Consider the following 11,828-nt stretch of genomic DNA (forward strand, 5'->3'; position numbering starts at 1 on the left):
ATTTGCTGACTATATTCAGGCTGTAGTCAACGGTGCGTGCAGTTGCTGCACGCCAGCCAAGAATAAAAAATACAACTGTCAGCAGCCGGGTCAAACATGACCCAGGGAGTCAGTCATGGCGAGTCTGAAGTGGGCGGGTATCTGGATCCTGGGTATCAGTATCGCCGGTTGTTCCGGGCCCGGTACGGTCATGGAGCCCTATGAGTCGGCGTTGGACGTCGAGAGCACCAATGCGCAAGGTTTTCATTCCAGCCTGTACTTTCCCTCCGGCACGGCCCTGCATTACCCGGGCTACGTAGTGGCCCTGGAAAAGAGCCCGCAAGCGACGGTGGGTGGGCCCAAGCCCTATCCCCAGGTCAGTTTCGTCAAGAGTGGCCGGTACATCCAGGCCGAACAACCCAGCCGCTGGGGCACGTCCAGCCAGATCGAGCGCTTCCAGAACAGCGATCCCAAGGCGATGTTCGTGTCGCACATCATCAAGAACTCGGTAGCCAGGGACGATCGTGGCGGTAATGTTCCTTACTTCTCGAAAAGCCACTGCTTTGTATATAACGCTTATGCCGCCAAGCCCATATCCTTGACGCGAAAAGACTACGACCTGGCCAAGGTCAGCGATTGGCACGCCTGCGAAATCTCGACCAATCTCGACAAGGTAGATGCCAAGAAGTATCAACTTTATGATTATGGAAAGTACGCGCTGGTGTCATTGCAAGACAACTTGACCAAGGACCTGAAACAGGGCAACTACACCCATGTCCTGGTAATAGTGATGGGTTGGAACACCGCGCAACAGGAAGCCATTCGCAACTTCAACGACCTGACCGGCAACTTGATGGCGGCTTCGCTCGAAGCGGCCAGTGGCCAGCAGGAAAGTCCCATCGACCGCACCAAGGCGATCCAGCCGCTGGCCAAGGACCGTCCTGCAGGCAGCTTCCGCCCCCTGGTGATCGGGGTGACCTGGCCTTCCTACTGGTCCAACTCGTTCGGCAACGTGTTCAGTTACTCCAACAAGGCCAACGATGCCGACGAGATCGGTTTGTCTTGGTTGAACAAGCTGCTCAACGAAACCATCCCGCTCAGCCTCCAAGCTTCCGGCAGCCACGCCCGGGTGGTGGCCCTCGGGCACAGCTTCGGTGCTCGCGCCATGACCCGGGCGGTGTTCAGTTCGCCGGCACTGGTGCCCTTGCAGGGCGGCTTTCCCGACCAGTCCATGGTGAGCAGCCCGGTGGACTTGGCGGTCGGTCTGCAGGGAGCCATGAGCATCAACCGGTTTGCAGCGCAGCTAGGCAGTGAAGGCGCCCCTTACCGTGACTTCGCACGGCTGGACAAGACCAAGATCGTCTTGACCGCCGCCACCGAAGACTCGGCCACCGGCGCGCCTTTCGTGGTCTGGACCGACCCGGCCGGTTCCATCGGCTCCTACCGCAAGGCTTGCGCTGCGCCGGGCTCGCTGTATCAGCCGATATTCGATTGCATGACCGCCTCCGATACTTCCGCCACTCCCGGTGGCCGGTTCGAGGTCTGCAAGTATGGCCAGGCGGGATGTGTCGACCCGTTCGACGGCACCGGCCAGGGGCACAAGGTGGCCTATATCGATGCGTCGAACGGCATCACCCAGTTCAACTCGCCCGGATCGGGTGGCGGTGCCCACAGCGATATCTACCGCCTGCCCATGGGGCGCCTGTTGTGGAAGCTGGTGGAGCAGTACGCGCCTGCTCGGTGAGGCGGCAGCAACGAGGCGCTGGGGGAGGGCGAGTGTTCAGACCTTCAGCGCCTTGAGCAGCGTTGCGAAGGCTGTCGCGCTCAGATGGGCCTCGTTCTTCCAGGTCGTCATGATGGTGCTCAGGGTGAGGTCGTCGATGGCGGGCAATGGGTACCACTGGCCCTCCAGGTACAGCTGGATGTCTTGCCGGGGAATGTGCAGGTTGTTGGCATTGCAGATGATGTACTGGCAGCTCTGATCGTTTTGGGTTAGGTCGACATGATTATGTCGGCCAACCAAGGCTGCAGTGGTCTTCCTGTAGCGGGTCAGCAAACACAGCAACATCTTGTCGGCACAAGTCACTGGCATGCCGTTATCGGCACGGACGACCTGGCGATGAAAACTGTTGATCTTGGCCTGCCCGTCGTTGAACGAGGCGTAGTAATAGAAGGCATGCACCAGGGCGCCGCCTGCGGCGGCCTGTAGAAGAGGCGGATTCTTCCTCAAGTCTTGGGTGATCCCGCCATCTGGGTTACGACAGGTCACGCGAAACTCGGTGGTAAAAAAATCTCCCCACCTATTGGCGGCCTCGGTTCTGTAGTAGAAGTCGCCCGCTGGATCCTGAGCGCAGGTCTGCATGGTTGCCAGCAAATCCGTGAGCGTCGGTGGGGCGGGCTCGGTGTGTGTTGCCGAGGCATCACGGCCAAACAGACGCTTGATCCATTCGATCATCGGGCATTCATCCTTGAAGAGCCGGGCTCGCCAGAGGGGCCCGGTGGGTGTGCAGGCCAGAGAGGCGGCGGTGGGATTAGCGCTGGCTCGACCAGTACTGGTGCAACTGGCGGGCGGCCGGTTCGATGCTCGCCAGCTGCTGCTGGTGCAGGGCGATATCCAGGTCCGCCGGCAGCTCGAAGTGGTCCTGCTCGGCGCAGTCGATGATGGTCTGCAGCAAGGCGGTCTGCGGCGCCGGCATCTGCGGCCAGTTGCCCACCGCGACCCCGCGCAGGTAGCCGAAGCACCATTCCTCGGCCAGCAACAACGATTGGCCCTGGTGCTCGGTGGCTTCCAGGCGCGCCTTGAAGCCTGCGGCGTCGCTGTCCAGTTGCACCGCCAGGCTGTTGATGTGGCGCACGCACAGGTCGATGAACTGTCGGCATTCCTGCGGGCTTTCCCAGGCCGGGTTCTCGCCGCCCCAGATCGCCGGGAACCATTCGGCGATATCGACCTGGGCCGGGCCCGACACCAGGGCGGTGAAGTAGCCGTCCAGCTCGCAGGGGTTGAGTACCGAGTGGTCGTCGCCGTACTTGAGCAGGGTGTCTTCGAGCGTCTCGAAGTCGGCGGCGTTCAGGGGAGTGTTCTGCATGATGGGCATTCCAGGGAAAAACAGCGGCGATTCTCAAGCCTTGGCGTTGTGGCTGCAAGCACCGGGCGTTTCAGGCGTCGCGCAGCAGGTCTTGGGAGTCGAGCAGGCGGTAGGCGATTTCCGGACGGATCTCCATGGCCCGACGAATTGCGGCGGGTATGTTCTGCCGGGTCTTGCGGCACAGTCCGGGATGCTCGACCAGGACGATGGCGATGCCGCGCATGCTGCGCACTTCATTGTCGCTGGGGGTGATTTCCAGGCGGATTCCCAGTTGCTGGTACATCCGGCGTTGCATGTGCTCCAGGTCGGCCAGGTCCTTGAGATTCTCCAGGCGCTCGACCAGGCGTTTTTCTTCCTGGCGCGTGAGATTGAGGATGCGCAGGTCGGCTCCGGGAGTGTCCAGCAACTGCTCGCGTTGGCAGACGCAGGCACCGGGCGGGCAGGGTTGGCGGATCGCGGGGCTTGGATTCATGGGGATCCATCATAGCGGCGGCGTTCCGGCTTTCGCAGCTAAATCTGCACCGGGCCGGCAACGGCTCGGCAGTCTTGGAAAAGGGGGGAGGGAACCCTCGCACCGCAGGGCTGCGGTGAGAGGGAGGTGGAACACAAGGAAGGGGTGTGGGCAGGACTATAGCGACGCCGAAAACGGCTCGTCATTAGTACAGATGGACTAGTTCGCGGACCGGTTCTGCCGATATGCCCAGTGCCAGGGCCGCTGTGCCCCGGGAAACCCCGACAGTCTTTCCGGCCTCGCCACGCTGGCAGGCCGGGCTTGATCGGGATCAAGGTCGCGGCGCATGGGACGTTTTAACTTGAAGCTCCTTTCCCCGGCACCGGGAGTTCCCATGGCCAAGCCCTTTCCCCTTTCCCCCAAGCATCCCGAGCGCATCTGCTGGGGCTGCGACCGTTACTGCGCCGCCAATGCCTTGTCGTGTGGCAACGGCTCGGATCGCACCATGCATCCTTCCGAAATGCTCGGTGAAGACTGGTACCTGCATGGCGACTGGGGTTTCGACATCCCGGCCAGCGCCGAGCCAGCCCCGCCGGAGCGCGATACCCACTGAACCGGGAAGGGCCGGAGACGGCGGATCGAATATTTTTACCCGGGTATATTGATTGGTGTTTTATTACCCGGGTATTATTCGGCTTCATCTTCATGAGACCGTTGCCATGTCCGACATCCTCACCAAACCTGTCACCGCCTTCCAGGCCCAGCGCTTGCTGGCCCGTGGCCCGTTGCTGGAAGTGGCCCTGGCGGTGCGCGACGCGTCCCGGGATCCGGCTTGCGCCAGCCTGCTGGTATTCGACGATGCTACGGGGCGGGTCATCGACCTCGACCTGCGGGGCAGCGAGGCCGAATTGACGCAACGCCTGGCGCAGGCCCCCGCACCGGGTCGCGGGCGTTACCGTTCGGCCGCGGCTGCCGAGACCGAGGTGGAGGTTGCGGCCGATTCGCCCCGTGGCCGTGGGCGGCCCAAGCTGGGGGTGATCGCCCGCGAGGTGACCTTGCTGCCACGCCAGTGGGACTGGCTGGCCAGCCAGCCCGGTGGTGCCTCGGCGGTGCTGCGGCGGCTGGTGGACGAGGCCCGGCGCAATCCCGATGCGGCGCAGCAACGACGCATGGCGCAAGAGGCTGCCTATCAGTTCATGCTGGCGCTGGCCGGGGATTTGCCCGGCTACGAAGAAGCCACCCGCGCCTTGTTCGCCGGTGATCTCGAGGGCCTGGGCCACCGACTGCAAGGTTGGCCCGAAGATATCCGTGAACATGCCCTGCGCCTGGCCAATGGGGCCCAGCTCGCCGGGGCAGGGCAGTGATGGCCCGGCCGGGTGCCGGCCTGCAGTATGCATTGGTCAATGGCATCGAACTGGCCTGGGACAGTCATGGCGACGAGACCGCCGAGGCGATCCTGCTGATCGCCGGCCTGGGCACCCAGATGGTGCGCTGGACCTCGGACTTTTGCCGGGACCTGGCGGCCCGTGGGTTCCGGGTGATTCGTTTCGACAATCGCGATGTTGGCGCTTCGACGCATCTGGTCGAGGCCGATGTTCCGGATCTTGCGGCACTGCTGGCCGGTCGGCCGTTGGCGCTGCCCTACAGCTTGCAAGACATGGCCGCCGATGCCCTGGGGCTGCTGGATCACCTGGGCATCGAGCGAGCCCATGTGGTGGGGCGTTCCATGGGCGGGGTGATTGCCCAGGTGCTGGCCTGCGAATATCCGCAGCGGGTGCGTTCGTTGACCTCGATCATGGCCAGCAGCGGCAACCCGGCCTTGCCGCCGCCCGCACCGCAGGTCATGGCCTTGCTGACGGCGCCAGCGGCAGACCCGGCGCTCGACCTGGAGGGCCATGTTGCCCAGCGCCTGGCCCTGGCCCGCTGCATCGCCGGCAGTGTCCGGGCATTCGACGAAGCGGCCCAACGCGAGCTGGTGCTGGAGGAACTGCGCCGGGGCTGGAACCCTGCAGGTTTCATGCGCCAGCTGGCGGCCCTGGCCTGTGCTGGCGATCGCCGGGCTCGGCTGGCCAGCATCCAGGCGCCGACCCTGGTGGTCCATGGCAGCGACGACCCGCTGGTGCCCGCGGCCTGTGGCGAGGACACCGCGCGTTCGATCCCCGGTGCCGAGTGGTTGCTGATTCCCGGCATGGGCCATGACCTGCCACCGCCCTGCCAACCCCAGGTGCTGGCGGCCATCGAGCGTACGGCGCGCCAGCGCTAGGGATGGCAGGTTGTGTGGCGCCCTGGCGCTCTTTTATATTCGCGGCTGACCCGCTTCGAAGCCCAGCCCAAGGTGCACCACCAATGAACCTCACCACCCTGGTTTTGTTCCTGCCTGCCTGTTTTGCGCTGAATATGGCGCCCGGCCCCAACAACCTGCTTTCGGTGAAGAACGCCACCACCTTTGGTTTTCGGGTTTCGTGCCTGGCCGGGGTGGGGCGCTTGCTGGCCTTCATGCTGATGATCGGCCTGGCCTCGGTGGGGCTGGCGGCGGTGCTGCAGGCCTCGGAGCTACTGTTCCACGGGATCAAGATTCTTGGCGCTGGCTACCTGCTGTACCTGGCATATCGGCTGTGGACGGCCGATACCCGCGTCGAGGTCGAAGGCCGGGACGCTGCAGGCGGACTGTTGGCCCTGGCCCGACAGGAGTTCCTGATCGCCATCGGCAATCCCAAGGCGATCCTGGTCTTCAGCGCATTCCTGCCGCAGTTCATCGATCCCACGGCGCCGGTGGCCGGGCAGTTCCTGATGCTTGGGGGCTTGTTCCTGGTGCTGGAGTGCGTGGCCATCGCCGCCTATGCCGGCATGGGCCTGCACATGCGCCGCTGGTTCGGCCAACCCGCCGGGCGCCGCGTGTTCAACCGTGGTTGCGCGGTCTTGCTTTCGGGGGCGGCGTCATTGTTGCTGCTGGCGCGGCGAGCCTGAGGCCAGCCCCTCTCCCAGGCGCAGAGAGAGGCAGGAGCCTAGAGAGCTAGCTGATGACGAAGTAGGGATCCCAGGCGCAATAGCCGAGGATCTTGTCGTTGCCTACGATCATGAACGACCAGTTGTACCTCAGGTTGCTGCAGGCCTTGGCGGCACGCGCGCTCCAGTAGTAGGCCGTGACCTTCTGCGGGAACGGCTGCTCGCAGTAGCTGCCCGGAGGGTTGCTGTTGTTGATGATGGGCATCGGGGTGTTCGGCGAGACATTGGCGGTTATTTGATCCAGGTAGACATTCCTGTCTGTGGCGGGGTCAGGATTGGTCTGGGTGTACTGGTAGAGGATTGCCGAGTACTTCATGTCCTTGGTCAGGGTGGTGGTGCGCCAGTGGACGTAATCATCCTGGTTCAGGTCCACCGAGAGCTCGGCGGTGCCTTCACTGTTGCTGCCGCCGCTGACGTAGTTGCGGGTGGTGTACATGCAGACGACCTGGTCGGAAACCCGGGTGGACGAGTTGGGCATGTAAAAGCTGTACAGCTGAGTCGGTTGGTCGGGGTGTGGGCTCAGGCCGCCCGGGAAAACGCCCTGTTCGGCGCACTGCAAGATGGTGAGGGCATCGATGACGATCATGATGTCCACGACTTTTTCGTTTTCGTAGCTCATATCCAGCTCCCTGCTGTCAGGTTGGGCACCCGGTTGTCCAGGCGCATGGTTGATCACCTTTTCCGGGGGGCGACCACCGAGCATCGGGTCTCTGGCCCGGTATGCCGACAGCGGGCTGGATGCACTTCCATGAAGTCGCGAGTGGAATCTAGATCCTCAAGATGGTTAGTCAAATGGCCAGCCCCAAAAAGCGCGAGCGCAAGACGAGCGGTGCAAGGCCAGGGTTAGGCGCTCGCTGTGGCGCCCTCGGTCCGGTGGTTGCCCAGGAACTGATCGAGCCACTGCGCCACCTCAGTGGCATGGGTCAGGCCCAGGTCGTGCTCGGCCTCGGGCACGATGCGCAAGAGGGCCTGTGGCAACAGGCGGGCCAGACGCTGGCCTACCGCCACTGGACTGATGGGGTCGCGGTCGCCCCAGAGCAGCAGCACCGGCATGCACAACTCCCCCAGGCGCGGACCAAGGTCGCTGTGATCGTCGACAAACCAGCGGGGCAGTTGCGGGTAGGCCGTGCGGTAATCGTTGCGCCAGTCGGCGGCGTCCAGGTCGCTCATGTCCACGCCGCCAGAGGTGACGCTCAAGACCAGGTGGGTGACCCGCTCCGGTCGCTCAAGGGCCGCACGCACCGCAATGATGCCGCCCATGGATTGGGCCACTAGCGCTGTCGGCTGGTCGATGCGTTGCAGCACCAGGTCCACCAGATCGTCCATGCCCTGGACGTCTGGCTGTGCCGGGGTATCGCCAAAACCGGGCCAGCCCAGATGCACTTGGCGCGCCGGATGGCGCAGCTGCGTGGCCAGGGGTTGCCAGAATTGACGATTGCCCGAGGCACCAGGCAGAAACAGCAGTTGTTGGGGGGCTTGTGACATGACATCGCTCCTGGTCCATGGGCGGCGGATAAAGCCTCGCGCTGACAGCAGGGCCGCGCGGCGGCGCTAGAAAATACGGTGCTCGAGTCCTGCGAGCAAGCGCTGCCGCAGGCGACAGCGGCTTGCCATGCTGGCGCCCCGGGATCGGCTGCCAGGGTTTATCATGCTGCGCCGCCGCTTGTTGCCTGCCCGACAAGGGGCGGCTCCTTTCGCCCACCGTGGAGGTGCCCGCCATGTCCGATCTGCACAAGCTGCCAGCCTGCCCAGCCAGCCTCCTTGAATTCCCGGTGTGCCACGCCCGTGGCGGCACCTCCACCGGGCTGATCCTGGCCCGGGAAGACTTGCCCGAGGACGAGGCCCTGGTGGAGGAACTGCTGCGCCACCTGATGGGCGTACCCCTGGCTGGCGAGTGGCCGGGCAACAGCCAGATCACCGGCCTGGGCCGGGGCGGTCCCACCAGCAACAAGGTGTTCATCGTCGAGCGTCGCCCCGGCCAGACGCGGATGATCAGCACCCTGGCGCAGCTGGCGGCGGGCAAGAGCACCATCGACTGGAGCGTCAACTGCGGCAACATGTCGGCGGCCCTGCCGTTGTACGCCTGGCAACGGGGCTGGTTGTCGCCGGAGGTCAATGACGGGCAGATCGAGATCTACAACAGCAACACCCAGACCACCCTGCGCGCGCGCCTGGGCTTCCACGCCGGCCGGCTGCTCAGCGACACGCGGATCCCCGGGGTCAATGGCCAGTTCCCCGGGGTCGATCTGTTCCTCGATGACCCGGTAGGCGCCAAGACCGGGGCGCTGTTTCCCACCGGGCAGCGCGTCGACCTGCTACACGGTATCCAGGCCACCTGCATCGATGTGGCGGTACCCATGGTCATTGTGCGGGCCACGGACCTGGGCAAGACCGGCCAGGAAACCCCGGCACAGCTGGACGCCGACCCGCTGTTCAAGGAGCGCCTGCTGGGGCTGATGGTCGAGGGCGGCCTGCGCATGGGCTTGCGTCGGCGCGACGGTGGCTTGCTGACGGCCGAGGAACTGCGACGCAGCGAAACCATTCCCAAGATCTGCATCGTCAGCCCGGCCCGCGAAGGCGGTGATATCGCCACCCGCTACTTCACCCCGCAGAACGCCCATCCGTCCCTGGCGGTATCCGGCGGCTGTTGCCTGGCGGCGGCCTGCCTGGCCGAGGGCACCGTGGCCCAGCAACTGCTGGCCCAGCCCCGGCAATTGAGCGCGACCCGAAGCGAGTATCCGCTGGCCATCGAAAACCCCGCCGGCATCCTCGAGACTCTGATCAGCGCCCGCGTGCATGGCGGCGAGCTCTCGATCGATGGCGCTGCCTACCGGCGCAGCGCACAGATCCTGCTGCAAGGCCGTACCCCGCTGTACAACGCCTCCCCGGAACTGCTCCAGGCGCTTCTGTAGTGGGTTATACGGTCGATCGCTGAAGGCCCTGCGGGCCTTGTCGCAGCTTCGCAGGCTCAGCAGCGGTTACAGGTTTGGTGTAGCCGCTGCCGCAGGCTGCGCACGGGCGCGCAGCGGCCGTCAGGATTCGGGCAGGAAGGGTGGCACCCGTTGTTGCAGCAGTTGGATCAGTTGTGGGTCCATGAACTCGTAGTCATCGGGAATGTTCAGGCACACCACCTGTTGCTGGTGCAGGTGCTGCTTGAAGCGCTTGCGCAGTTTTTCCCGGTGCCGGGTTTCCATCACCAGGATCAGCCCGGCCCATTGCACCAGCTCCGGGCCCAGGGGCACCTGGGCATCGTGGTTGAGCCCGGCGGACGCGGTGACGATCCCCGGCCAATCGGCGAATACCTGTTCGGCGGTGGGGCTGCGCAGCTTGTTCTGGCTGCAGACGAACAACACATTGAGCATTCTGCCGGAGTCCCTGGCTGATGGTGCCGCCGTGATGGTGGGCGAGGGCCGAGAGTTTTTGCGGCTTCGGCCCGCTTGTCCAGCGCTGGTGCGCTCGGTCAGGCCGATTTGCCGGCAGGCTGCGGCCCCGGGCAAACTGTCGCGTCTTTCCAGCCGGGACCTGTCGCTTTCATGTCCGCATCCTTGTTCACCTCCCCGCACCTGGGCCTGGCCTTGCGCCGCTGGCGCCTGCTGCACCGGGTCAAGCAGCAGCACGCCGCCGAGCTGTTCGGGGTGGCGCAGTCGAGCATTTCCCGCTGGGAAAACGGCCAGCAAGCCATGGAACCCAGCGAGCGCGCCAAGCTGGAGCAACTGCTGGCGGCCAACCTCAGCGCCGCCGCCGACCAGGCCCTGGCCCGGTTGGTGAACGACAGCCCGCGCGCGGTGCACCTGGTCTGCGACCTGACCCACCGCCTGCTGGCCTGCTCGGCCACTCGCGCCGGGGAGTTCGGCGTGCCCTTGAGCGAGTTGCTGGGGCAATCCTTGTGGGGCTTCTGCACCGAGGAAATCGTGCGCAAGGAGAGGGCCCTCGACGACCTCGGGTGGCGCGAAGTGCTGGCGCCCCCGGCGCTGGAGTTCTTCAGTGGCCACAACGATTCGGCCATCGTGCCCATTGCGGCCAGCCAGTGCCGCTGGACCCGCCTGAACCTGTCCGACGGCAACGCGGTGCGGCTGGTGGAAACCCTCTGACTCCAGCCTGCTCCGGCGCCACGGATATTTTATCCGTGGTCGGTTACACACATCGTGGTTAGGCTGGGCTGTCATTTCATCCAGGTTTAGCCATGAACGATCAACTCCTCGGCGGTCGCCTCGAATTCCTGCGCCAGGCGGAGCGCCTCAAGGACGTACTGCGCAGTGCCCACACCTCCAGCGGTCGCCAGGAAAGCACCGCCGAGCACAGCTGGCGCCTGTGCCTGATGGCCTTGCTGCTGGAAGACCAGCTGGGCGAGCTGGACCTCTTGCAAGTGCTCAAGCTGTGCATCGTCCACGACCTGGGCGAAGCCATCCATGGCGACATCCCGGCGGTGCGGCAGGCGGCCCACCCGGACAAGGGCCAGCAGGAGCGCGAAGACCTGCAGACCCTCGCCAGTTGCCTCGATGCCCCGGCCCGCCAGCGCCTGCTGGCCTTGTGGGACGAATACGAGAATGCCAGCTCGGCCGAGGCCCGGGCGGTCAAGGCCCTGGACAAGCTGGAGACCCTGATGCAGCACAACCAGGGGCGCAACCCGGCGGATTTCGATTACCGCTTCAACCTCGACTACGGCCGCCGCTACACTAGCGCCACGCCGCTGTTCCGAGCCCTGCGCGAACAGATCGACCACGACACGCGGCGCCACATCGACGCGGCCGGCTGAGCGCCGGTCCCTTCCTGAGAGTATCCGCAGCCCATGAACCCGATCCTGCGCGCCGAACGTCCCGGCGATATCCCGGCCATCGAACAGCTGACCCGCGAAGCCTTTCGCGATGCGCCTCGCTCCAGCCATACCGAGCAGTACATCGTCAACGCGCTGCGCAGTGCCGGCGCGCTGACCCTGTCCCTGGTGGCCGTGGAGGGCGGTGCACTGCTCGGCCATGGATCGATCTCCCCGGTGGTCTTCAGCGGTGGCGAGCCCGGCTGGTTTGGCCTGGCGCCGGTGTCGGTAGTGCCGGAGCGCCAGGGCCAGGGGATCGGCTCACGCTTGATCCGCCAGTTGCTGGCGCAGTTGCAGGAGCAGGGCGCCGCCGGCTGCGTGGTGCTGGGCGACCCGGCCTACTACGCGCGTTTTGGCTTCAAGGCCGGGCAAGGACCGGTATTGCCCGGGGTGCCCCCTGAGTACTTCCAGGCGCTGGCGTTCCAGGGCCGTTGCCCGGAGGGCGAAGTGCGCTTTCATCCGGGTTTCGAGGCCCAGGGCTAGGGGCGCGGGG

General features: G+C 64.9%; 15 protein-coding genes. 9 read left to right on the plus strand and 6 right to left on the minus strand.

Annotated elements, in window-relative coordinates; all coding sequences use genetic code 11:
* Positions 1-115 precede the first annotated feature (115 nt).
* Positions 116-1,723, plus strand: a complete 1,608-nt coding sequence (locus AC3WK8_RS06555) for an alpha/beta hydrolase (RefSeq protein WP_053130579.1) — start codon at positions 116-118, stop codon at positions 1,721-1,723.
* A 36-nt stretch (positions 1,724-1,759) separates the two neighbouring features.
* On the opposite strand, the gene AC3WK8_RS06560 is transcribed toward AC3WK8_RS06555, so the two are convergent.
* The 3 genes from AC3WK8_RS06560 to AC3WK8_RS06570 form a co-directional block, all read right to left on the minus strand.
* Entirely contained in the window at positions 1,760-2,434 is a 675-nt protein-coding gene (locus tag AC3WK8_RS06560; RefSeq protein WP_103324302.1) for a hypothetical protein, read from the minus strand.
* A 76-nt stretch (positions 2,435-2,510) separates the two neighbouring features.
* A complete protein-coding gene (locus AC3WK8_RS06565; protein WP_103324301.1) occupies positions 2,511-3,065 on the minus strand; it encodes a UPF0149 family protein in 555 nt (184 codons plus the stop codon).
* 70 nt (positions 3,066-3,135) lie between these two features.
* Positions 3,136-3,537, minus strand: a complete 402-nt coding sequence (locus AC3WK8_RS06570; protein WP_103324300.1) for a hypothetical protein — start codon at positions 3,535-3,537, stop codon at positions 3,136-3,138.
* Positions 3,538-3,910: 373 nt separating this feature from the next.
* Between AC3WK8_RS06570 and AC3WK8_RS06575 the strand changes: the two genes are divergently transcribed.
* The 4 genes from AC3WK8_RS06575 (at position 3,911) to AC3WK8_RS06590 (ending at position 6,483) form a co-directional block, all read left to right on the plus strand.
* A complete protein-coding gene (locus tag AC3WK8_RS06575) occupies positions 3,911-4,129 on the plus strand; it encodes a DUF3079 domain-containing protein (RefSeq protein WP_022644042.1) in 219 nt (72 codons plus the stop codon).
* Positions 4,130-4,235: 106 nt separating this feature from the next.
* Positions 4,236-4,880: a DUF2239 family protein gene (locus AC3WK8_RS06580; RefSeq protein ID WP_103324299.1), complete on the plus strand. Its 645-nt coding sequence runs from the start codon at positions 4,236-4,238 to the stop codon at positions 4,878-4,880.
* On the plus strand, positions 4,880-5,779 hold the full coding sequence (locus tag AC3WK8_RS06585; protein WP_103324298.1) for an alpha/beta fold hydrolase: 900 nt from the start codon (positions 4,880-4,882) through the stop codon (positions 5,777-5,779). The genes AC3WK8_RS06580 and AC3WK8_RS06585 overlap by 1 nt, the downstream gene beginning before the upstream one ends.
* 83 nt (positions 5,780-5,862) lie before the next feature.
* On the plus strand, positions 5,863-6,483 hold the full coding sequence (locus AC3WK8_RS06590) for a LysE family translocator (RefSeq protein ID WP_085598779.1): 621 nt from the start codon (positions 5,863-5,865) through the stop codon (positions 6,481-6,483).
* Between the two features lie 46 nt (positions 6,484-6,529).
* Here AC3WK8_RS06590 and AC3WK8_RS06595 read toward each other — a convergent pair whose 3' ends face one another.
* Together AC3WK8_RS06595 and AC3WK8_RS06600 are read right to left on the minus strand one after the other, a co-directional pair.
* The gene (locus AC3WK8_RS06595) at positions 6,530-7,141 is read right to left on the minus strand and encodes an AidA/PixA family protein (RefSeq protein ID WP_158091441.1); all 612 of its coding nucleotides are present in this window, start codon (positions 7,139-7,141) and stop codon (positions 6,530-6,532) included.
* Positions 7,142-7,365: 224 nt separating this feature from the next.
* The gene (locus AC3WK8_RS06600; RefSeq protein ID WP_103324297.1) at positions 7,366-8,007 is read right to left on the minus strand and encodes an alpha/beta fold hydrolase; all 642 of its coding nucleotides are present in this window, start codon (positions 8,005-8,007) and stop codon (positions 7,366-7,368) included.
* A 233-nt stretch (positions 8,008-8,240) separates the two neighbouring features.
* Between AC3WK8_RS06600 and AC3WK8_RS06605 the strand changes: the two genes are divergently transcribed.
* On the plus strand, positions 8,241-9,434 hold the full coding sequence (locus AC3WK8_RS06605) for a PrpF domain-containing protein (RefSeq protein ID WP_103324296.1): 1,194 nt from the start codon (positions 8,241-8,243) through the stop codon (positions 9,432-9,434).
* A gap of 120 nt (positions 9,435-9,554) precedes the next feature.
* Here the strand turns inward: AC3WK8_RS06605 and AC3WK8_RS06610 are convergent, their stop codons facing one another.
* Positions 9,555-9,884: a low molecular weight protein tyrosine phosphatase family protein gene (locus AC3WK8_RS06610; RefSeq protein ID WP_103324295.1), complete on the minus strand. Its 330-nt coding sequence runs from the start codon at positions 9,882-9,884 to the stop codon at positions 9,555-9,557.
* 171 nt (positions 9,885-10,055) lie between these two features.
* Between AC3WK8_RS06610 and AC3WK8_RS06615 the strand changes: the two genes are divergently transcribed.
* The 3 genes from AC3WK8_RS06615 to AC3WK8_RS06625 all read left to right on the plus strand — a co-directional run bounded on the left by AC3WK8_RS06615 (position 10,056) and on the right by AC3WK8_RS06625 (position 11,818).
* Positions 10,056-10,613, plus strand: coding sequence for a helix-turn-helix domain-containing protein (locus tag AC3WK8_RS06615; protein WP_053130558.1), 558 nt, complete (start codon positions 10,056-10,058; stop codon positions 10,611-10,613).
* Between the two features lie 92 nt (positions 10,614-10,705).
* The gene (locus tag AC3WK8_RS06620) at positions 10,706-11,278 is read left to right on the plus strand and encodes an HD domain-containing protein (protein ID WP_103324294.1); all 573 of its coding nucleotides are present in this window, start codon (positions 10,706-10,708) and stop codon (positions 11,276-11,278) included.
* A gap of 33 nt (positions 11,279-11,311) precedes the next feature.
* Positions 11,312-11,818 (plus strand): GNAT family N-acetyltransferase, encoded by a 507-nt coding sequence (locus tag AC3WK8_RS06625; RefSeq protein ID WP_103324293.1) that lies wholly within the window; start codon positions 11,312-11,314, stop codon positions 11,816-11,818.
* The last annotated feature ends 10 nt before the right edge of the window (positions 11,819-11,828 follow it).

The organism is Pseudomonas sp. FW507-12TSA (genome assembly GCF_058781435.1).

Bases quoted from the DNA above. Each gene is read 5' to 3' on its own strand.
- AC3WK8_RS06555 (WP_053130579.1), top strand. From the start codon at position 116: ATGGCGAGTCTGAAGTGGGCGGGTATCTGGATCCTGGGTATCAGTATC.
- AC3WK8_RS06560 (WP_103324302.1), bottom strand. From the start codon at position 2,434: ATGATCGAATGGATCAAGCGTCTGTTTGGCCGTGATGCCTCGGCAACA.
- AC3WK8_RS06565 (WP_103324301.1), bottom strand. From the start codon at position 3,065: ATGCAGAACACTCCCCTGAACGCCGCCGACTTCGAGACGCTCGAAGAC.
- AC3WK8_RS06570 (WP_103324300.1), bottom strand. From the start codon at position 3,537: ATGAATCCAAGCCCCGCGATCCGCCAACCCTGCCCGCCCGGTGCCTGC.
- AC3WK8_RS06575 (WP_022644042.1), top strand. From the start codon at position 3,911: ATGGCCAAGCCCTTTCCCCTTTCCCCCAAGCATCCCGAGCGCATCTGC.
- AC3WK8_RS06580 (WP_103324299.1), top strand. From the start codon at position 4,236: ATGTCCGACATCCTCACCAAACCTGTCACCGCCTTCCAGGCCCAGCGC.
- AC3WK8_RS06585 (WP_103324298.1), top strand. From the start codon at position 4,880: ATGGCCCGGCCGGGTGCCGGCCTGCAGTATGCATTGGTCAATGGCATC.
- AC3WK8_RS06590 (WP_085598779.1), top strand. From the start codon at position 5,863: ATGAACCTCACCACCCTGGTTTTGTTCCTGCCTGCCTGTTTTGCGCTG.
- AC3WK8_RS06595 (WP_158091441.1), bottom strand. From the start codon at position 7,141: ATGAGCTACGAAAACGAAAAAGTCGTGGACATCATGATCGTCATCGAT.
- AC3WK8_RS06600 (WP_103324297.1), bottom strand. From the start codon at position 8,007: ATGTCACAAGCCCCCCAACAACTGCTGTTTCTGCCTGGTGCCTCGGGC.
- AC3WK8_RS06605 (WP_103324296.1), top strand. From the start codon at position 8,241: ATGTCCGATCTGCACAAGCTGCCAGCCTGCCCAGCCAGCCTCCTTGAA.
- AC3WK8_RS06610 (WP_103324295.1), bottom strand. From the start codon at position 9,884: ATGCTCAATGTGTTGTTCGTCTGCAGCCAGAACAAGCTGCGCAGCCCC.
- AC3WK8_RS06615 (WP_053130558.1), top strand. From the start codon at position 10,056: ATGTCCGCATCCTTGTTCACCTCCCCGCACCTGGGCCTGGCCTTGCGC.
- AC3WK8_RS06620 (WP_103324294.1), top strand. From the start codon at position 10,706: ATGAACGATCAACTCCTCGGCGGTCGCCTCGAATTCCTGCGCCAGGCG.
- AC3WK8_RS06625 (WP_103324293.1), top strand. From the start codon at position 11,312: ATGAACCCGATCCTGCGCGCCGAACGTCCCGGCGATATCCCGGCCATC.